Origin of the sequence: Streptomyces griseorubiginosus, from assembly GCF_017614965.1 — a bacterium.
In the GTDB taxonomy this organism is placed as follows: domain Bacteria; phylum Actinomycetota; class Actinomycetes; order Streptomycetales; family Streptomycetaceae; genus Streptomyces; species Streptomyces griseorubiginosus_B.
Window position 1 is genome coordinate 1 of the sequence record NZ_WVUG01000094.1, and the last position, 19,381, is coordinate 19,381.

Annotated in this window: 20 protein-coding genes; 11 read left to right on the top strand and 9 right to left on the bottom strand. The window is 72.6% G+C overall.

Annotated features, from left to right (window positions below; translation table 11 throughout):
* Positions 1-268: PDZ domain-containing protein (locus tag GRC12_RS19195; protein WP_208780542.1), on the top strand; the 268-nt coding region annotated here is incomplete at its 5' end.
* A 128-nt stretch (positions 269-396) separates the two neighbouring features.
* Positions 397-1,383 (top strand): alpha/beta fold hydrolase, encoded by a 987-nt coding sequence (locus GRC12_RS19200; RefSeq protein WP_308286579.1) that lies wholly within the window; start codon positions 397-399, stop codon positions 1,381-1,383.
* A 31-nt stretch (positions 1,384-1,414) separates the two neighbouring features.
* On the opposite strand, the gene GRC12_RS19205 is transcribed toward GRC12_RS19200, so the two are convergent.
* Both GRC12_RS19205 and GRC12_RS19210 read right to left on the bottom strand, forming a co-directional pair.
* Positions 1,415-2,917 (bottom strand): amidohydrolase, encoded by a 1,503-nt coding sequence (locus GRC12_RS19205; protein ID WP_208780543.1) that lies wholly within the window; start codon positions 2,915-2,917, stop codon positions 1,415-1,417.
* 21 nt (positions 2,918-2,938) lie between these two features.
* Positions 2,939-4,777: a glycoside hydrolase family 15 protein gene (locus tag GRC12_RS19210; protein WP_208780544.1), complete on the bottom strand. Its 1,839-nt coding sequence runs from the start codon at positions 4,775-4,777 to the stop codon at positions 2,939-2,941.
* A 254-nt stretch (positions 4,778-5,031) separates the two neighbouring features.
* Between GRC12_RS19210 and GRC12_RS19215 the strand changes: the two genes are divergently transcribed.
* Both GRC12_RS19215 and GRC12_RS19220 read left to right on the top strand, forming a co-directional pair.
* Complete coding sequence (locus tag GRC12_RS19215) at positions 5,032-5,913, top strand: SIS domain-containing protein (RefSeq protein WP_208780545.1); 882 nt, start codon at positions 5,032-5,034, stop codon at positions 5,911-5,913.
* A 20-nt stretch (positions 5,914-5,933) separates the two neighbouring features.
* Positions 5,934-6,782 carry a class II fructose-bisphosphate aldolase gene (locus GRC12_RS19220; RefSeq protein ID WP_208780546.1) on the top strand — a complete coding sequence of 283 codons (849 nt, stop codon included), beginning with the start codon at positions 5,934-5,936 and terminating at the stop codon, positions 6,780-6,782.
* On the opposite strand, the gene GRC12_RS19225 is transcribed toward GRC12_RS19220, so the two are convergent.
* Positions 6,783-7,928 (bottom strand): methyltransferase, encoded by a 1,146-nt coding sequence (locus tag GRC12_RS19225; RefSeq protein ID WP_244373309.1) that lies wholly within the window; start codon positions 7,926-7,928, stop codon positions 6,783-6,785.
* Between the two features lie 144 nt (positions 7,929-8,072).
* Here GRC12_RS19225 and GRC12_RS19230 point away from each other — a divergent pair, with 144 nt between their 5' ends.
* The 3 genes from GRC12_RS19230 to GRC12_RS19240 are packed head-to-tail and all read left to right on the top strand — an operon-like array spanning position 8,073 to position 10,357.
* Entirely contained in the window at positions 8,073-9,314 is a 1,242-nt protein-coding gene (locus GRC12_RS19230; RefSeq protein WP_208780547.1) for an ROK family protein, read from the top strand.
* 20 nt (positions 9,315-9,334) lie between these two features.
* Positions 9,335-9,790, top strand: a complete 456-nt coding sequence (locus tag GRC12_RS19235; RefSeq protein WP_208780548.1) for an RpiB/LacA/LacB family sugar-phosphate isomerase — start codon at positions 9,335-9,337, stop codon at positions 9,788-9,790.
* Positions 9,791-9,829: 39 nt separating this feature from the next.
* The gene (locus GRC12_RS19240; RefSeq protein ID WP_208780549.1) at positions 9,830-10,357 is read left to right on the top strand and encodes an SMI1/KNR4 family protein; all 528 of its coding nucleotides are present in this window, start codon (positions 9,830-9,832) and stop codon (positions 10,355-10,357) included.
* A gap of 16 nt (positions 10,358-10,373) precedes the next feature.
* Here the strand turns inward: GRC12_RS19240 and GRC12_RS19245 are convergent, their stop codons facing one another.
* From GRC12_RS19245 to GRC12_RS19255, 3 genes are read right to left on the bottom strand one after another with little or no spacing between them, the layout of a single operon-like run.
* Positions 10,374-11,282: a phosphotriesterase family protein gene (locus GRC12_RS19245; RefSeq protein WP_208780550.1), complete on the bottom strand. Its 909-nt coding sequence runs from the start codon at positions 11,280-11,282 to the stop codon at positions 10,374-10,376.
* A complete protein-coding gene (locus GRC12_RS19250; RefSeq protein ID WP_208780551.1) occupies positions 11,279-11,863 on the bottom strand; it encodes a DUF4865 family protein in 585 nt (194 codons plus the stop codon). The genes GRC12_RS19245 and GRC12_RS19250 overlap by 4 nt, the downstream gene beginning before the upstream one ends.
* A gap of 11 nt (positions 11,864-11,874) precedes the next feature.
* Positions 11,875-12,435, bottom strand: coding sequence for a TetR/AcrR family transcriptional regulator (locus GRC12_RS19255; protein ID WP_208780552.1), 561 nt, complete (start codon positions 12,433-12,435; stop codon positions 11,875-11,877).
* A 179-nt stretch (positions 12,436-12,614) separates the two neighbouring features.
* On the opposite strand from GRC12_RS19255, the gene GRC12_RS19260 reads away from it, so the two are divergent.
* Genes GRC12_RS19260 through GRC12_RS19270 form a run of 3 tightly spaced genes read left to right on the top strand, consistent with a single transcriptional unit; the run spans position 12,615 to position 16,200 of the window.
* Positions 12,615-12,896 carry an SHOCT domain-containing protein gene (locus GRC12_RS19260; RefSeq protein ID WP_208780553.1) on the top strand — a complete coding sequence of 94 codons (282 nt, stop codon included), beginning with the start codon at positions 12,615-12,617 and terminating at the stop codon, positions 12,894-12,896.
* Positions 12,893-13,642, top strand: coding sequence for an ABC transporter ATP-binding protein (locus GRC12_RS19265; RefSeq protein WP_208780554.1), 750 nt, complete (start codon positions 12,893-12,895; stop codon positions 13,640-13,642). The genes GRC12_RS19260 and GRC12_RS19265 overlap by 4 nt, the downstream gene beginning before the upstream one ends.
* Positions 13,639-16,200: an ABC transporter permease gene (locus GRC12_RS19270; RefSeq protein ID WP_208780555.1), complete on the top strand. Its 2,562-nt coding sequence runs from the start codon at positions 13,639-13,641 to the stop codon at positions 16,198-16,200. The genes GRC12_RS19265 and GRC12_RS19270 overlap by 4 nt, the downstream gene beginning before the upstream one ends.
* A 79-nt stretch (positions 16,201-16,279) precedes the next feature.
* Here GRC12_RS19270 and GRC12_RS19275 read toward each other — a convergent pair whose 3' ends face one another.
* Complete coding sequence (locus GRC12_RS19275; RefSeq protein ID WP_208780556.1) at positions 16,280-16,810, bottom strand: ATP-binding protein; 531 nt, start codon at positions 16,808-16,810, stop codon at positions 16,280-16,282.
* A 214-nt stretch (positions 16,811-17,024) separates the two neighbouring features.
* Positions 17,025-17,348, bottom strand: coding sequence for a hypothetical protein (locus GRC12_RS19280; RefSeq protein ID WP_133045141.1), 324 nt, complete (start codon positions 17,346-17,348; stop codon positions 17,025-17,027).
* Positions 17,349-17,677: 329 nt separating this feature from the next.
* Here GRC12_RS19280 and GRC12_RS19285 point away from each other — a divergent pair, with 329 nt between their 5' ends.
* On the top strand, positions 17,678-18,802 hold the full coding sequence (locus GRC12_RS19285; protein ID WP_208780557.1) for a PLP-dependent cysteine synthase family protein: 1,125 nt from the start codon (positions 17,678-17,680) through the stop codon (positions 18,800-18,802).
* 56 nt (positions 18,803-18,858) lie between these two features.
* On the opposite strand, the gene GRC12_RS19290 is transcribed toward GRC12_RS19285, so the two are convergent.
* Positions 18,859-19,329 carry an SRPBCC family protein gene (locus GRC12_RS19290; RefSeq protein ID WP_208780558.1) on the bottom strand — a complete coding sequence of 157 codons (471 nt, stop codon included), beginning with the start codon at positions 19,327-19,329 and terminating at the stop codon, positions 18,859-18,861.
* Positions 19,330-19,381 lie beyond the last annotated feature (52 nt).

Consider the following 19,381-nt stretch of genomic DNA (forward strand, 5'->3'; position numbering starts at 1 on the left):
GCTCCCGCCCACGCTCCGGGCCCGCACGGGCGTCGCCACCGGCCTGCGCGTCGTCGAGGTCGTCCCCGCCTCCCCGGCCGCCCGCGCCGGCCTGCGCACCGGTGACCTGCTGGTCACCGCCCAGGGCGAACCCGTCAGCAGCGCCCAGTCCCTGCAGCGCCTGATGCTGGAGGACGCCATAGGCCGCCCGCTGGCCCTGACCGCCCTGCGCGGCGAGGCCCTGGTCGACGTCATCGCCACGCCTGTCGAACTCGTCGCGGACGACTGAGACCGCTTCTCCCGACCAGGGTCGCCGAAGCGGCGGTGTTGCCGAAACGGCAACAAGTGTCGTGGGGGCCGCGCCGGCCGCCGCATGATCGGCAGTGGCCACCGCAGGCACCCACCCCGGGAGGACCCGTGTCGTACCCCCACGCCGTCACCGACCGTATCCACCGCCTGGTGCCCTCACCGGCCGGCCGCACCCACCTCGTGGAGCAGGGCAGCGGACCCCTCGTCCTGCTCGTGCACGGCTTCCCGGAGTCCTGGTACTCCTGGCGCCACCAACTGCCCGCCCTGGCCGCCGCCGGGTACCGTGCCGCGGCGATCGACGTCCGGGGCTACGGCCGCTCCTCCAGCCCGGACGCGGTGACCTCGTACCGGATGCTCGACCTGGTCGCGGACAACGTGGCCGTGGTCGAGGCCCTGGGGGAGCGGTCCGCGGTGATCGTCGGGCACGACTGGGGCGCCACGATCGCCGCGATGTCCGCGCTGCTCCGGCCCGACGTCTTCCGCGCGGTGGGTCTTCTGAGCGTGCCGTACACGCCGCCCGGCGGCCCCCGGCCGAGCGAGGTCTTCGCGGGGATGGGCGGCGAGGAGGAGTTCTACGTCTCGTACTTCCAGGAGCCCGGCCGCGCCGAGGCCGAGATCGAGCCGGACGTCCGCGGCTGGCTCGCCGGGTTCTACGCCGCCCTGTCCGCCGACACCATGCCGGCGCCCGGCGCTCCCGACCCGCACTTCGTCACCCGGGGCGGGACACTGCGCGAGCGCTTCCCGGCCGGGCCCCTGCCGGCCTGGCTCGGCGAGGACGAACTCGACGTCTACGCCGGAGAGTTCGAGCGGACCGGACTGACCGGGGCACTGAACCGCTACCGGAACATGGACCGCGACTGGGAGGACCTGGCCGCCCACCACGGCGCCCCGCTCAAGCAGCCCGCCCTGTTCGCCGGCGGCGCGCTCGACGCCTCCACGACATGGCTGGCGGACGCGATCGAGGCGTACCCCACCACCCTTCCCGGCCTCACCTCGTGCCACATCCTCGACGGCTGCGGCCACTTCATCCAGCAGGAACGCCCCGAGGAGACCAACCACCTCCTGACCGACTGGCTCGCCACCCTCGACACGTGACGACGTGCCACCGGCTCCCGCCACCGGGTGGTCAGCGTGGGCCGTAAGTCCAGTGGCCGCCCAGCATCGTGGCGTGTACCGGCATCTCGCGCAGGGTGTGCGCGTCGGCGTCCAGGGGGTCGACGTCCACGATCACCAGGTCGGCCGTGTCGCCGGGCCGCAGCGCGGAGCGGCCGCCTGCCGACGCCGTGAGCGCGGCCCGTACCGGGACGCGTTGCTCGGGGTGCCAGGCGGGGCGTCCGTCGTTCGTGCGGTGGACGGCGGCGGCGATGCCCAGCCAGGGATCCAGCGGCGAGACGGGCGCGTCGGAGCCGAACTCCAGCCGGGCGCCCGCCGCCAGCAGATCCGCGTAGGCGAAGGCCCGTCCCGTACGCCCGGCCCAGTGCCGGTCGGCCACGTCACGGTCGTCGGCGACGTGCGCGGGCTGCACACTCGCCGTCACCCCCAACTCCGCGAACCTCGGCACGTCGGCGGCCGTCAGCAGCTGGGCGTGCTCGATCCGTCCCGGGCAGCCGACGGCCGCGAACGCGTCCAGGGCAAGGGAGTTGGCCCGGTCTCCGATCGCGTGCACGGCGGGCTCGATGCCCTGGGCGGCCGCGCGCCGCATCAGACGGACCAGTTCGCCGTACGACGTCTCCTGGCTGCCGTACGCCTCGCGCGTGCCCTCCAGCCCGGGATACGGGTCGCAGCACAGCGCCGTCCGCGTGTTGAGTGAACCGTCCGTGAACAGCTTGAGCGGGCCCACCTGGACCCGGCCCCCGGTACCGGGCAGCACGTCTCCCGTGCGGTAACCGCGCTCGATCACCGTTTCCAGGTGCCTCGGATAGACGGCGGCCCGCACGCGTACGGCGGGCGGCCGGTGCGCCGAACGTCGGCTCCAGTCGGCGATGTTGTCGGCGAAGTGGAAGTCGACGACCCCGGTGACACCCCGCGTTGCCGCGTCCCGGCAGGCCTCGGCCACCCAGCGGTCCTGCACCTCCGCGGGCACCTCGGGCAGCGCGCGCATCGCCGCGAAGCACTCGTGCTCACGCAGCAGTCCCGTGGCGTGGTCACCCCGGCCGACCAGCGCCAGACCTGCCGAGTTCAGCCACACGGCGTGCAGATCGGCGCTGATCAGCACGACCGGCCGGTCCGGGCACACCGCGTCCAGCAGCGCCTTGTGCGGCGCGTCGGGCCACAGCCCGTCCCGGAAACCCTGCCCCGTCACCGTCTCGCCGGCCGGCAGAACGGCTGTGTGCGCCCGTACGGCCTCGGCCACCGCCCGCGCCGAGGCATGCCCGGACAGGTCCACCCGGTGACGGTTTCCGGCCCACTGCGCGACATGAGCGTGCGCGTCCCACAAGCCGGGCAGCACGGTTCTGCCGTCCAAGTCCAGCCCGCCGCCGTCCAGTTCGCCCTCCACGACGGCGACGACGCGCCCCTCGGCGACGCGCACGCTGCCCAGCGGGCCGCCCGGGCCCAGCCGCACCCGGGTGAGGGTCAGCGCGTCGAGGCCGTCCGCCGAGCGGCCGGGCGTGCTGTCGAGGGTCGTCACCGAAGGCTCCCGCAGGGGTCATCAGCCGAGGGCCTTGTCCAGGTTGAACGCGGCGCTGATCAGGGCGAGATGGGTGAACGCCTGCGGGAAGTTGCCCTGTTGCTCACCGGTGTTGCTGATCTCCTCGGCGTACAGGCCGAGATGGTTGGCGTACGTCAGCATCTTCTCGAAGGCCAGGCGGGCCTCGTCGATGCGGCCGGCGTGGACCATGGCCTCGACGTACCAGAACGAGCAGATGGAGAAGGTGCCCTCGTCACCGCGCAGTCCGTCGGGGCTGGCCGTCGGGTCGTAGCGGTAGACGAGGGAGTCGGACACCAGCTCGTTGGTCAGCGCGTCCAGCGTGGACAGCCACTTGGGATCGGTCGGGGCGATGAACTTCGTCAGCGGCATCATCAGGACCGCCGCGTCCAGGACGTCGTCGTCCTCGTGCTGGACGAACGCCTGGCGGGCCTCGGACCAGCCGTGGGTCATGATCCGCCGGTAGATCGTGTCCCGGGCCTCGCGCCAGCGCGGCAGATCGGCGGGCAGCCCGCGCCGGTTGGCCATGCGGATGGCCCGCTCGATCGCCACCCAGCACATCAGCCGCGAGTACAGGAAGTTCTTGCGGCCGCCGCGGGTCTCCCAGATTCCCTCGTCGGGCTGGTTCCAGTGCTCGCACACCCACTCCACCAGGGCGCACACGTCGTCCCACTGGTCGCTGGAGATCGGCTTGGCCCACTTGTCGTAGAGGTAGATCGAGTCGATGAGGGCGCCGTGGATGTCGAGCTGGAGCTGGTCGGCCGCCGCGTTGCCGACCCGTACCGGAGCGGAGCCGTGGTGGCCCTCGAAGTGGTCGAGTTCGCGTTCGGCGAGGTCGGTGCGGCCGTCGATGCCGTACATGATCTGCAGCGGGGCGGAGTGCCCGTCGGTCGACGGACTGACGTGCTGGGTCAGGAACTTCATGAACGCCTCGGCCTCGTCGGTGAAGCCGAGGCGCAGCAGCGCGTACACGCAGAAGGCGGCGTCGCGCACCCACACGTACCGGTAGTCCCAGTTGCGTTCGCCGCCCAGCTGCTCGGGCAGGCTCGTCGTCGGTGCGGCGACGATCGCGCCGGTGGGCGCGTAGGTGAGCAGCTTCAGGGTGAGGGCGGAGCGATGCACCATCTCCCGCCAGCGGCCCCGGTACTTGGAGGCGGACAGCCAGCGACGCCAGTACGCCACGGTCGTGCCGAACTGCTCCTCCGCCTCCAGCTTCGCGCACCGGCGCGGTTGGAGGTCACCGCCGACCTGGTCCAGCGCGAACACCGCCGTCTCGCCCTCCGAGAGCTTGAAGTCGGCCCGCGCGTCCAGCCCCTCGGCAGCGAGCGGCACCGTCGCGGTCAGCGCGAGGGAGAGCCCGTCGGAGGCGAAGACCGCCGCCTCGCCGACCATGCGCACGGTGTGCGGCCGGGTGCCGTAGTCGAAGCGCGGGGCGACCCGGGTGCGGAACGGTATGGAGCCGCGCACGCACACCACGCGCCGGATCAGCCGATGCCGCTCGGCCTCCACCTTCCCGCCGTTCACGGGCATGAAGTCCTGCACCTCGCCGACGCCGTCCTCGGTGAAGAACCGGGTGATCAGCACGTTGGTGTCGGGGAAGTAGAACTGCTTCGTCTTGGCCGGCACGGTGGCGGCGAGCTCGAAGCACCCGCCGCGTTCGGCGTCCAGGATCGAGGCGAAGACGCTGGGTGCGTCGAAGGCCGGGCAGCAGTACCAGTCGATGGTGCCGTCGGTCCCGACCAGGGCCACGGTGCGCAGATCGCCGATCAGACCGTGCTCGGCGATCGGCAGATAGCGCGGGCCCGCCCCGGGGACCTCCTGGTCGATCACTCGTGCGCCCATCGTGGCCTCCCTGCCCCGGACACGCATCCCGCCCTCAGCCTAGGCGGAATCGACGCCGTGAGCGCGGGGATCTCGGGGACAGAGCGGACCCCGCCAGACGGTCACGCCCGGCCAACCACCTCAGTCCCGCGGATTCGCCCTCCCTTCCTCGATCCCCGGCGGCCCTCGAGCACCCAGCTTCGTCCCGACTGCTTGATTATGCTCGAAAGTCGGCTATATCTTGCAAGAACAATCACGAACAGAAGGGCTCCGGCATGACCCATGTCGAGGACGAGCTGACCAGTCAGCCCGAGTGCTGGACGCGCGCCGCCGCCGAAGCGGAACGGCACGGCGGGACACTCCCCGCGCCGGGGGAGCGGGTCGCGATCGTCGGCTGCGGCACCTCGTACTTCATGGCGCAGTCGGCCGCGGCCCTGCGCGAGGGCGCCGGGCAGGGCGAGACGGACGCCTTCGCCGCCTCGGAGTTCCCGCACGGACGCGCCTACGACCGTGTCCTGGCCCTGACTCGCTCCGGCACCACCACCGAAGTCCTGGACCTGCTGGCCGAGTTGAAGGGCCGCACGCGGACGACGGCCATCACCGCCGACCCCGGCACCCCGGTCATGACGGCCGCCGACGAGGCCGTCGTGCTCGACTTCGCCGACGAACGCTCGGTCGTACAGACCCGGTTCGCCACCACCGCCCTCACCCTCCTCCGCGCCCACCTCGGCCTGCACACGGACGCCGTGGTCGCCGACGCCCGCACCGCGCTGGCGACCCCGCTGCCCGAAGGGCTCGTCGAGTGCACGCAGTTCACCTTCCTCGGCCGGGGCTGGACGGTGGGACTGGCGAACGAGGCGGGACTGAAGATGCGCGAGGCATCCCTCGCCTGGACCGAGGCCTACCCGGCGATGGAGTACCGCCACGGACCGATCAGCATCACCACCCGCGGCACCGCGACCTGGATGCTGGGCGAGGCACCCGACGGGCTCGCCGAACAGGTTCGGCAGACGGGCGGGTTGTGGGTGGCGGGCGACCTCGACCCGCTGGCCGAACTGGTCCGGGCCCAGCGCCTCGCCGTCGCCGTCGCCGCCGCGCGCGGCCTCGACCCGGACCGGCCCCGCCATCTCACCCGCTCCGTGATCCTCGCGCCCTGACGACCCGAAAGGCAGCAGCCGTGCCCCTCGCCACCACCGGTGAACTCGTCACCCGGGCCGCGGCGGCGCACTCCGCCGTCCCCTCCTTCAACATCATCACGCTGGAACACGTCGAGGCCGTCATCGCCGGTGCCGAAGCCGCCGGAGCTCCGGTCGTCCTCCAAGTCAGCGAGAACGCCGTCAAGTTCCGCTACGGCCGCCTGCTGCCACTGGCCCGGGCCGCCGTCGTCGCCGCCGAACGCGCCGCCGTCCCCGTCGCGTTGCACCTCGACCACGTCCAGAGCGACGACCTGCTGCGCCAGGCGCCCGGCGCCGGTTTCAGCTCGGTCATGTACGACGCGGCCCGGCTGCCCTACGAGGAGAACCTCGCCGCGACCCGCGCCGCCGCAGAATGGTCGCACGGCCAAGGCCTGTGGATCGAGGCGGAGTTGGGCCAGATTGGCGGCAAGAGCGGCCTGCCCGCGCTGGACGCCCATGCCCCCGGCGCCCGTACCGACCCCGACCAGGCCCGCGCCTTCGTGGCCGAGTCCGGGGTCGACGCGCTCGCCGTCGCCATCGGCAGCGCCCACGCCATGACCTCCCGCACCGCCACCCTCGACCACGCCCTGCTCAAACGCCTGTCCGCCGTGCTCGACGTCCCGCTCGTCCTGCACGGCTCCTCCGGCGTGCCCGACGACGAACTCGCCCGTGCGGTCGCGGGCGGCATCGCCAAGGTCAACGTCGGCACCGCGCTCAACATCGCCATGACGGCCGCCATCCGGGAGTTCCTCGCCACGCACCCCGAGGCGGTCGACTCGCGCCAGTACCTCAGCGTGGGCCGCGAGGCGATGGTGCGCACGGTCACGGACATCGCCCGCACCCTCGCCTGACTACCGCTTGACCGCCTTGAGCACCACGAACTTCGGGTCACTGGCGACCAGTTGACTGTTGCCGAACAGTCGGCGCAGCTTCAGGTGGTACCCCAGGTGCCGGTTGCCGACCACCCACAGCTCACCACCGGGCCGCAGCACCCGTTTCGCCCCGGTGAACATCCGCCAGGCCGTCGCGTCGGTCGTCGCCTGGTGCGAGTGGAACGGCGGATTGTTCAGCACCAGGTCCGCGCTCCCGGCCGGCACCCCGGCCAGCCCGTCCCCGACCCGGAACTCGGCGCGTCCCGCCACCCCGCTCGACCGGTACGTCGCCTCCGCCGAGGCCACCGCCTGGAACGACTCGTCCACGAACAGCACCTCGGCGTCCGGGTCGGCGACCGCCACCGCCGTCCCGACGACCCCGTTCCCGCACCCCAGGTCCACCACCCGCCGGCCGCCCCGGGCGCTGGGCAGATGCCCCAGGAAGAACCGCGTCCCGATGTCCAGCCGGTCCGCGCAGAAGACCCCGGCGTGATTGACGACCGTCCGCCCCGAGACCGGACCGATGCCGTCCGGCAGCGCATAGCTGTACGGCCAGGGATTGCCCGGCCGCTCCAGTGCCGGATCCGGCGTGCAGAAGATCAGCCGCGCCTTCTTCTCCGCCAGCGAGGTGCGGGTCGGCCCGAGGATCCGCTCGAACAGCTGCAGCGTCGAGGTGTGGATCTCCTTCACCATCCCCGTACCGACGACCACGGTCCCCTCGTGCACGGCGGGCGCGAGCCGCAGCAGTTGGTCCTCCAGCAGCGCGAGACTCTTCGGCACCCGCACCAGCAGCACGTCGATCCGCTCGGGCGGGTCGTCCTGCGTGGTCAGCAGCTCCACGGCACCCGCTTCGACGCCGTTGCGGGCGAGATTCGCCCTGGTCGCCTCCTGCGCGAGGAAGGAGTCCGTGATCTGCGCGGGCCGGTGCTCCGCCAGGGCGGTCACCAGCGCGCCCCACCGGTCCCCGACGACCACGACCGTGCCGTCCAGCGGTACCTTCTCCTGCGCGAGGTGCCTCAGCAGATACTCGTCGGAGGCGTCCCAGGCGCGCAGCCGGTCGCGCGGATCCTCGGGAAACCGGGCCAGCGCGAACTCGCCCCACGGCGTCGTCATACGGTCGTTCATCGTCCGACCAGGCTAGCGGAGCCCCAGCTCAGGGCTGATCGGGGAGGACGGGCGCGCTGCTGACCCGGACCCGCACCAGATCCTGTCCGTCAGGGTCGGCCGCCTGTGGCCCCGCCGCCTGCGGATCATGGGAGACTCGCCCTCATGAGCGGCAAGGCGGACCCCCGGCAGGCGGGGGAAGGGACCACCTCGAGGACGCGGCTGGACCGGGGGCGCGGTGCGCTCGGGCCCGCGTTGGAGCTCGTGCACACCGGACGTGCGCCGACCCGGGCCGTGCTCACCGCCGAACTCGGGGTGACCCGGGCAACGGCCGGTGCGGTCGCCGCCGAGCTGGAGGCACTCGGGCTGATCAGGGTCGACGCCCGGCCCGGCGCGGCGGCCGGATCGCAGGGCAGGCCCTCGCACCGGCTGGCGGTGGCCGACGAGGGGCCGGTCGTGCTCGCCGCCCAGGTGCATGCCGACGGGTTCCGGGCGGCGCTGGTGGGCCTCGGCGGGCGGATCGTCGCCACCGCGCCCGGCTGCGAGACCGTCGACGCCGACCCGGCCAAGGTGCTCGGCTCGGTCGTCGAGGCGGGCGCGGAGCTGCTGCGGGAGACGGGACGGCGCTGTGTCGGCGCCGGTCTCGCCGTACCGTCCGCCGTCGCCGAACCCGACGGTCTCGCGCTCAACCCCCTCCACCTGGCCTGGCCCGTCGGCGCCCCCGTCCGGCGGATCTTCGCGGAGCGTGTGCGCGCGGCCGGGATCACCGGACCGGCCTTCGCGGCCAACGACGTCAACCTCGCCGCCCTCGCCGAGCACCGGCACGGCGCCGGCCGCGGCGCCCGGGACCTGCTGTGCGTGGCCACCGGACACCGTGGCGTTGGCGGCGCGCTGGTTCTCGACGGCCGTCTGCACACGGGCAGTTCGGGCCTCGCCCTGGAGGTCGGCCACCTCACCGTCAACCCGGCGGGCCGCCCCTGCCACTGCGGCAGCCGCGGCTGTCTGGACGTCGAGGCAGACCCGCTGGCCCTGCTGACGGCCGCCGGGCGTGATCCGGGCCCGGCGGACTCCCTGCTCAAACAGGCCGACGACCTGGTCCGCGACCACTATGCCGACCCGACCGTCCGTACGGCCGTCGAGACCCTCATCGACCGCCTCGGCCTGGGCCTCGCGGGCCTCGTCAACATCCTCAACCCCGACCGCATCATCCTCGGCGGCCTGCACCGCACCCTCCTCGACGCCGACCCCGACCGGCTGCGCGCCGTCGTGGCCGACCGCAGCCTGTGGGGGCAGAGCGGCAGCGTCCCGATCCTGCCCTGCACCCTGGATCACAACAGCCTGGTCGGAGCGGCGGAGTTGGCGTGGCAGCCGGTGCTGGACGATCCCCTGGCCGCGCTCGGAGCCTGAGCGCGACGTACTCTCGGGGCATGCGGATCTCCGTCTCCTCCGACATGGACGAACCCGTGGCGCGCTCGCTCCTCGCGCAGCTGACCGAACGGGGCCACGAGGTCGTGACCCATGGCGCGCTGAGCCCCGGCGACGACCCCCAGTGGGCCGCCTGCTCGGAGGCGGCCGCCCGGGACGTCGCCTCCGGCGCCTCGGACCAGGCGGTCGTGTGCTGCTGGACCGGCACCGGCGCCTCCATCGCCGCGAACAAGGTGCCGGGCGTACGGGCCGCCCTGTGCACCGACGCCTACACCGCGGACGGCGCCCGCCGCTGGAACGACGCCAACGTGCTCGCCCTCAGCCTGCGGCTGACGTCCGAGCCGCTGCTCAAGGAGATCCTCGACGCCTGGTTCGCCGGTGAGGCCAGCGCGGACGCCGAGGACCGGCAGAACGTGGAGCGCGTCGAGCGCCTCGACGGAGACAGGGCGACGCCCTGAGCCACGCCGAGTGTCAGTGGTCACGGATAGCCTGCGCGGATGATCGAGAGAACCGGCGGCGACCGCCGCTTTCCGGCCGCCCTGGCCGCCGTGGCCCAGGTGGAGTTCGACTACGGCGACGGCGAGGGCGTCGACTTCGAGCCGTACGACGCCTTCGACTCCGCCGAGGAGACCACCGACTGGCTGCGCAACTGGACCGGCAACCAGGAGGTCGACGGTGACGCCTACCGGGTCTTCGGGCAGGACGGCACCGGCGGTCTGGCCGCCCTCTGGTGCGTGCGCCCTGGGCGACCGCTCCCTGAACAGCCCGTGGTGTTCCTCGGTTCGGAGGGGGAGCGGGGCGTGGTCGCCGGCAGCCTCTCCGATTTCCTGTGGCTGCTGGCCGACGGCCTCGGACCGATGGAGGTCGTCGAGTTCGGCCGACGCGATGCCCGGCCGGACGCGGAGCTGACGAAACTCGCCGAGCAGCACGCCACGTCCCCGCGCCGCCCGGCCGAGGAGATCATCGCCGAGGCCCAGGAGGAGTTCCCGACCTTCTCCGACGACCTCGACGACCTCTGCCGCTGAGGCCGGTCCCGGACGGTCAGCGCCACTCCACCCCGAACGCGCGCCCCGGGTTGAGCGTGAAGATCCGGTCAACCAGGTCGTCGCCGAGCGCGAGGGCGAGCCGCGGCCGGACCCTGCGCAGCAGATACGGCATCCCCGGCCCGCCGTTGACCGAGCGGGCGCTGTCCGTCACGGTGTCCCCACCGAGCAGCAGACGGTCGCCGAAGCCCGCCTCGGCGAGGGCCGCCACGGCGCCGGGCATGCGCCAGTCGGTGGCGTGATGGGTACGTGACGGGCCGTCGAAGGCCAGATACGCACCCGTCTCCGCGGCCTGGCGTTGCACGACGACGTCGGGGGAGCGGTTCAGGTGGCCGAGGATCACCCGGTGCGGCGGAACCCCCAACTCCCCGCAGAGCAGGTCCAGTACGTCCAGCGCGCCCGTCCCCAGCTCCAGGTGCACGGCGATCGGGGCGTCCGTCGCCCGGTGCGCCTCGGCCGCCGCGGTCATCGTCCAGCGGGCGTGCGCGTCGAGGGCGTGGAAGCCTCCGGCGACCTTGATCAGCCCCGCCCGCACCCCTGACGCGCCGATACCGTTGGTGAGTTCGCAGACGAACACCTCGGCCGGCTTCCCGCGCAGTCCGGCGAGCGTGTCCTCGGCGTAGTGGGCGGCCTGGTGCAGCCCGGTCGCCGCGACCACGTGCACCCCGGTCTCCCGGGACAGCGACGGCAGATCGGCCGCCCGCCGCCCCAGGCCGTACGGAGTCCACTGCACCACCGCGCCACCCCCCTGAGCCCGGAACGCGGCCAGTTCCTCCCGCGCCGCGCCCAGCGACGGCAACTCCTGGCCCGGCAGCAGCGGAGTGCCGAAGAACAGATGGTCGTGCGCGTCGCACACACCCAGCTCCTGCGGCCGTACGTCCCCCAGTACCGTGCGGACCGCATTCACCACTGTCGCCCCCGCGGCAACCGCTCCCGGCCCGGCGCCGACGTGTGCAGCACCTGGAACACATCTCCCTCGGCCTTGGGCGTGTCGTGCTCCCAGAGCGAGAAGTGGACCAGTTCCCAACGGCTCGTGTCCACGGCGGCAGCCGCGAGCACCGCCCCGTCCTCCCCGGCCAGCCGCTCGGTCTCCCGCGCCGCGTCGCCCATGACCTGGGCCAACTCCACTCCCTCCGGTACGGGTCGGCGCCCGCGCACCGCGAACCGGGCGGGTGAACCGGCGGCGCTCCCCTCCTCGTACGCCACCCCCGACCACTGCCGCACGGACGGCCGCCCGAAGTCGTTGCTGAGGCCCTGGAAGGCGCCGCCCCAGAGGAAGGTGTTCATGCCTTCCATGGTCTTCCAGAGATAGAAGGGCGCGTACTGGTTGACCGGAGACCCGAACCGCCCGCGCTCGCGCAGGAGATACGTCTTGACGCCCAGTCCCTCCCAGTCGTCCAGCAGATGCCCGATCCGCGCCACACGGGCACGGATGATGCCCGTGTCGTAGTCGGCGGGCAGGGTCAGCTCGTACTGCATGGCGTGCATCCGGTGCCTCCTCAGGCCGGGGGTGCGAGCAGGGAGAGCAGTCCGCGGACGCCGGCGTCGAAGGCGGCGGGGGAACCGGAGGCGCGGGCCAGGACGTAACCGCCCTGCACGGTCGCCAGAACCGTCGCTGCGATCTCCTCGCCGTCCAGCGCGGGCCCGAACAGGCCCTGTTCCTTGCCCTCCTCGACGATCCCGGCGATCAGCTCGCGGACGGCGTCGAGCGTCTCGTCGACCGGGGCACGCAGTTCGTCGCTCGCGATCACCTCCGGGTCCATGGTCAGACGGCCGATCGGGCAGCCGCGCAACACGTCGCGCTCACGCAGCAGATACGCCTCGATGCGCTCGTACGGCGTCCCCGGCCCGCCGAGTACTCCCTCCGCGGTGGCCCGCACATCCTCGGCCGTCCGCCGGATCGCCGCGAGCGCGAGATCCGGCTTGCCCTTGAAGTGGTGGTACATGCTGCCCTGTCCGGCGCCCGCTCGCTCCAGGATCGCCTTCGGACTGGTGCCCACGTAGCCGCGCTCCCACAGCAGCTCACGGGTGGATTCGACGAGTCGGTCCGCAGTGCTCATGAGGGCACTGTACATACTAGTAGTTACAACCGTCGAGGGTGGAGGAAGCAGCGGGGGAAGGCGCTCGTACTCCCCGGGAGGTAGGCGCATTGCCGCTGGCCGTACGACGACCCGGACCCCCTTCCGGCGCGAGTCTCGAGGCATCACCCAACAGGACCCGCTTGAGGAGATGACCCGAGATGCAGACCCTCGCCGACTGGCACGGCGGCCCCGGCCCCTGGATCCTCTTCTTCCCGCTGATCTGGGCGGCCGTCGTGATCGGCGTCGCCACCTTCCTGCGCCGCACCGTCCGGCGCGGCCGCCGCGGACCCTGGCACCCGACGGACGACCGGCCCACCGGCGACTCGCCCCTGGCCGTGCTCGGCCGGCGCTTCGCCTCCGGTGAGATCGACGAGGACGAGTACTGGCGCCGGCTGTCCGTCCTGGACGAGCAGTTCGGCCGCAAGGGCGGTGCCGCATGACGACCGCGACCACCGTGCGGACGGCCGCCCGGGTCGTCGACGCCGTGAAGGTGTACGGGCGCGGCGACACCGAGGTCAGGGCCCTGGACGGGGTGAGCGTCGACTTCCCGGCCGGCCGCTTCACCGCGATCATGGGCCCCTCGGGCTCCGGAAAGTCCACGCTGATGCACTGCGCGGCCGGCCTCGACACGCTCACCTCCGGCACCGCCCACATCGGTGACACCGACCTGGGCACCCTCGACGACCGCAGGCTCACCCTCCTGCGCCGCGACCACGTCGGCTTCGTCTTCCAGGCGTTCAACCTGGTGCCCACACTGACCGTCGCCGAGAACATCACCCTGCCCCTGGACCTCGCGGGCGGCAGGGGCGACCCGGAGTGGATCGACGCGCTGATCGACGTCGTCGGTCTGCGCGACCGCCTGCACCACCGGCCCGCCGAACTCTCCGGCGGCCAGCAGCAACGCGTCGCCGTGGCACGGGCGTTCGCGGGCCGCCCGGACGTCGTCTTCGCCGACGAGCCGACCGGGAACCTCGACTCCCGGGCAGGCGGGGAGGTCCTCGGTCTGCTCGGCCGCACCGCGCGCGAGACCGCCCGCACGGTGGTCATGGTCACCCACGACCCGGTGGCCGCCGCCCACGCCGACGAGGTCGTCTTCCTCGCCGACGGACGCCTCGTCGACCGCATGGAAGCCCCTACCGCCGACAGGGTCCTGGACCGGATGAAAGCCTTCGAGGTGCCGTCATGAACGCCGCCGTCCGGCTGAGCGTCACCTCCCTGCGCGCCCACAAGCGCCGCTTCGCAGGCACCTTCCTCGCCGTCTTCCTGGGCGTGGCCTTCCTGGCCGGCACCCTCGTCATGGGCGACACGCTCCGCGCCGGCTTCGACACCATGTTCGGCGACGCGACCAGCGGCACGGACGCCGTCGTCCGCAGCACGGACACCATCACCACTCCCGGCGAGAGCCAGGGCGTACGGCAGCCGGTTCCCACCTCCCTGGCCGGGACCCTCGCCAGGGTGCCGGGCGTCGCGGCCGCCGAGCCCGACATCGAGGGCGCCGGCCAGCTCGTCGGCAGGAACGGCAAGGCCATCGGCGGCCAGGGCCCGCCCACACTGGCCGGGAACTGGATCACCGACCCGAAGCTGAACCCGTACCGACTCGCCCAGGGCCACGCCCCACGGCGGACGGGCGAGGTCGTCGTCAACCGGGGCGCCGCGAAGAAGGGTGATCTGAAGATCGGCGACACCACGACCCTGCGCACCCCGGACCCGGTCAAGGTGACGATCGTGGGGCTCGCGACCTTCGGGGGCGAGGACGGCATGGCCCAGGTGACCTTCACCGGCATGACCCGCACGGACGCCGAGAAGTACCTCACGGCCAGGCCCGGACAGGCGGCGAGCATCAAGGTGCGGGCCGGACCCGGCATCGGCCAGAAGCAGCTCGTCGACCGCCTGACTCCCGTCCTGCCCAAGGGCGTCGAGGCGATCACCGGTCAGGAGTCGGCCCAGGAGAACACGGACATGATCTCCAGCCGGTTCCTGACGATCTTCACCACCTTCCTCCTCGTCTTCTCCGGCGTCGCCCTGCTGGTCGCGACCTTCTCCATCCACAACACCTTCGCCATCGTCGTCGCCCAACGCACCCGTGAGAACGCCCTGTTGCGGGCCCTCGGCGCCTCACGCCGGCAGGTCACCGCGACCTCCCTGGCCGAGGCGACCGCCGTCGCCGTGGCCGCGTCGGCGGCGGGCCTCGCGGGCGGCATCGGCATCGCCGCCGGCCTGCAGGCACTCTTCCCGGCGATCGGATTCCCCTTCCCCGACGGCGACTTGGTGATCAGCGCGCTGTCCATGGCACTGCCGCTCGCGGTCGGCATCGTGGTCTGCCTCGGCTCGGCGCTCCTGCCCGCCGTACGCGCCGGCCGCACCGCCCCGCTGGCCGCCCTGCGCGAGACGGCCGTCGACACCTCCGGCGCCTCCCGCACCCGCGCGGTCACCGGCCTGGGCCTGGCCGCCCTCGCCGTCGCGGCGACGCTCAGCGGAGTGCTGGTCTCACCGTCCGTGTGGACGGCGGGACTCGGCGCCGTACTCGCCCTGGTGGCGTTCGTGGTCCTGGGCCCGGTCGCCGCCACCACCGCCCTGAACGTCCTCGGCGCGCCGCTGGGCGGGCTCCGGGGGGTCACAGGCGCCCTGGCGCGCCGCAACGCGCTGCGCAGCCCCAGGCGGACGGCCGCCACGGCCAGTGCGCTGATGATCGGCGTGGCGGTCGTGTCCCTGTTCACGGTCTTCGGCGCCTCGCTCAAGGCCACCATGGACCAGACCGTCTCCCGCTCCTTCGCCGGCGACGTGGCGGTCAGCACCCCGTCCTTCGGCGCGGGCGGCAGCGGACTGAGCCCGCGCCTGGCCGGAGCGATCCAGCGGCTGCCGCAGGTCGACACGGCCGTGGGCCTCGGCCGCGGAGTGGCGAAAGTGGACGGCGCGGGACGGGCCCTGACGGTCACCGACCCCGTCGCCCTGCAACGCACCTTCGACCTCGGCACCGTCCAGGGCTCCCTGCGCGACCTGGGCACCGACGGCATCGCCATCACCCGCAACGAGGCGGCCGAACAGCACCTCACCACCGGCGACGACGCCCGACTCACCTTCACCGACGGCAAGAAGGAGACCTTCACCGTCCGCGCCCTGTACGGCCGGTCCGAACTCGCCGGTGACTACGTCATCACCCGGGCGGCCTGGGCCCCGCACCGCACCCAGGACTCCGACACCCTGGTCGCCGTCACGTTCAAGAAGGGTGTGAGCGCGGACGCGGGCAAGGCGGCGGTCGGGAAAGTGGCCGCCCGGTACGGAAATCCCAGCGTCCAGACCCGCCACGAGTACGCGCAGTCCTCGGCCGGTGGCATCGACATGATGCTCACGCTCGTCTACGCGCTGCTCGCCCTCGCGGTCCTCATCGCACTCCTCGGCATCGCCAACACACTCACCCTGGCGATCCATGAACGCACGCGCGAACTGGGCCTGTTGCGCGCGGTGGGCCAGACCCGGGCCCAACTGCGGGCCATGGTCCGCTGGGAGTCGGTCCTGGTCGCCGCCTTCGGCACCGCCGGGGGGCTCGGCCTGGGCGCCTTCCTCGGCTGGGTCCTGGTCAGGGCCTCGGACGGCGCCAGTGACAGCAGTTTCGCCTTCGCGATCCCGCCCGCCCAACTGCTCGTCGTGGCCCTGGTGGGCCTCACCGCGGGCGCCCTCGCGGGCCTCCGCCCGGCCCGGCGTGCGGCACGTCTCGACGTGCTGCACGCGATAGCCGCCGAATAGGCGCGCCGACGGGCCGACCCGCTCGGACGATCACCGCCCGGTCAACCGCCAACGGCTGACCGGGCGGGAGCATGTCCGGTCAACCGCCGACGGCTGACCGGGCAGGAACGTGTCCGGCCCGGTGTCCCTCGGCCACGGCCTCGACCTCGACGAACCGGCGCACCGGTTTCTCGGCCACGCGGCGCGGTGGACGGGCCGGTGCCGCGAGCGCGGCCGACGCGGCGGGCAGGGTGAACCAGACGACCTTGCCCGCTTCGCCGTCCGGGCGCACCCCCCAGCTCTCGCTGACGGCCGCCACCATGGCCAGCCCGCGCCCACTCGTGGCGGAGGACTCCACGTCCCGCACCTCGGGCAGCCGGGGGTCGTGGTCCCGCACGGAGACGGTGAGCCGGTCCAGCAGCAGCTCGATCTCCACGGTGCACACCTTGTCCGGCTGGGCATGCCGGTGCACATTGCTCAGCAGTTCGGTCAGACCGAGCGCCGCACGGTCTATGAGGGCGTCCATATGCCAGTAGCGCAACTGCGCTGAAAGGATTCTGCGGACCTGGCCGATCCGCGACGGCAGGGCTTGGAGCTCCACCGTGCAGTGCCTGCTTGGGTGACTGATCACGGCTGCGACTCCCCGACTTGAGGTCCGGAAGAACACGGGATTCGGATCCAGCAACGGGCCGGTGAGAAACGGACGGCTGCTGTCGTGCCCGGCGGCTGGTTCGCAGCGTTGTCGCCGGTAAACCCAGAGTGACGTGAGACCAGCGTGACGCAGGGGGTGCCAGAGCGCAACTCATCGTGAAGAAGCCGTCGCCCTCCGTCGTCGGGCCGTGTCGTCAGCCGCCGCGCCCCGCGGCCCGCCGCACGGCCTCGATGAACCGGCGCGCCGCGGGCGGCCCCGGCTCGCCCGGCGCCGGATCGTGCTCGCCCAGGGTCAGCGTGTACCGCTTGCCGTTGAGGTCCGCGAGCGCCCGGTCCTCCGCCGCGAACCAGGGCTTCGAGGCCCGTACGGCCTGCACCGGCGCGCTGTCGATCTCGCTGCCGTAGCTGGTGAGCAACTCGAGCCTGCCGTCGCTGATCCGGACCTGCCCGGCCCGGGTGAGCGAACGCAGCCGCTTCCCGATCCGCACGCCCGTCGCCGTGAACTCCGGCTCCGCCATGCCGTCCGCCCCCTCGTACGCGTCCGGTCGCGCCGGCCCGTGCGCCCACGTGGGCCCTGGCTCAGCGCGTTCGTGATCCAGTGTGCGTCCCCGTTCGGTGCAGTCTGCCCGCACCCGGCGTCGAGCACCAGTGCGCACGGCACGTACGGCCCGGGCGCCCGGGTGCACTCGCGCGAATGCGCCCCCATGCCCCCCGCGCCTTTGCCCCAGGCTGTGCTTTGGGCTGCTCAAAGCGGTGTTTATGCAGGTGAGAAGCGTGTGGAAGGTGCATATGATCGGTGCGTCGGCAGCGCGATGTGCCGTCGGCGCGCAGCGTAAGGAGCCCCGCCGTGACCACCCCCCAGCAGACCCGGACCGGCGCGACCCTCGACGTCGACCACAGCGACGCCGACTATCGCGACTGGCTGAAAGAGGCCGTCCGGAAAGTGCAGGCCGACGCGAACCGATCGGCGGACACGCACCTTCTCCGCTTCCCGCTCCCCGAGAGGTGGGGCATCGACCTGTACCTGAAGGACGAGTCCACCCACCCCACCGGCAGCCTCAAGCATCGCCTCGCCCGCTCGCTGTTCCTCTACGGCCTGTGCAATGGCTGGATCCGTCCGGACCGCCCGGTGATCGAGGCGTCCAGCGGCTCGACGGCCGTCTCCGAGGCGTACTTCGCCAAGCTGATCGGCGTGCCCTTCATCGCGGTCATGCCCGCCACGACGAGCGCCGAGAAGATCCGCCTCATCGAGTTCCACGGCGGGCGGTGCCACTTCGTGGACGACTCCCGCCGGATGTACGAGGAGTCGGCCCGCCTGGCGGTGGAGACGGGCGGCCACTACATGGACCAGTTCACCTACGCGGAACGGGCCACGGACTGGCGCGGCAACAACAACATCGCCGAATCCATCTTCCGGCAGCTGGAGTTGGAGCGGTTCCCCGAGCCCGCCTGGATCGTCGCCACGGCCGGCACCGGAGGCACCTCCGCGACCCTCGCCCGCTACGTCCACTACACCCAGCGCGACACCCGCATCTGTGTCGCCGACCCCGAGAACTCCTGTTTCTTCGAGGGCTGGACCACCGGCGATCCGGACGTCACCTGCGACTGCGGCTCGCGCATCGAGGGCATCGGCCGGCCCCGCATGGAACCCAGCTTCGTGCCCGGAGCGATCGACCGGATGATGAAGGTGCCCGACGCGGCCAGCGTGGCCGCCGTACGGGCCCTGGAGCGGGCCATCGGCCGCAAGGCGGGCGGCTCGACCGGCACCGGGCTGTGGAGCGCGCTGAAGATCGTCGCCGAGATGGTGGCACAGGACCGGCGGGGGAGCGTGGTGACCCTGCTGTGCGACCCGGGCGACCGCTACCTCGACAAGTACTACTCGGACACGTGGCTCACCGAGCAGGGCCTGGACATCCAGCCGTACACCACGGCGATCGACTCCCTGTTGGAAACGGGTGTGTGGCCCTGCTAGGCCTCCGGGTGGGAGAGCGTGCCCGGGGTCACGGGGAGGCGGGACCGCAGCAGGCCCTAACCTTGCAGGCGCCGGTCCAGTGACACGACCGCGTCGCGGAAGGCCCGGCCGAGTCCCGCGCGGGCCGTCTTCAGGGCGAAGCGGAAGAGGGCCGTCCCGTCCGCGCCGAACGTCCACTGCACCCGGGTGCCGGTCCCGGCCGGCACCAGCCGCCACTCCTCGGCGAGGGCGCGAGCCCCCGGCGCGTTGGTCACGTCCACCCGGTAGGCGTACACCTCCGCCTCCTTCGCCGCGATCACCGTCTCGCGGAAGCGTCCGCCGCCCCTGAGCCGGATGTCACGCCCGGCACCACCGTCGATCACGCGGGCGTGCGTCACCGCCGCGAACCACTCCGCCCACCCCGGCACGTCGTCGTTGAGGGCGTGGAAGACCGCCTTGGGCGACGCGGAGATCTCCCGCGCGAACACCAGCCGTACGGGTGCCGTGTCGACGAAGTCGAGTCCGACGGGACGCAGACGATGGGCCATGGACGTGAACCCCCTTGATCGAAAGGGTGGTTGACCGGGGCAACGTCACGAT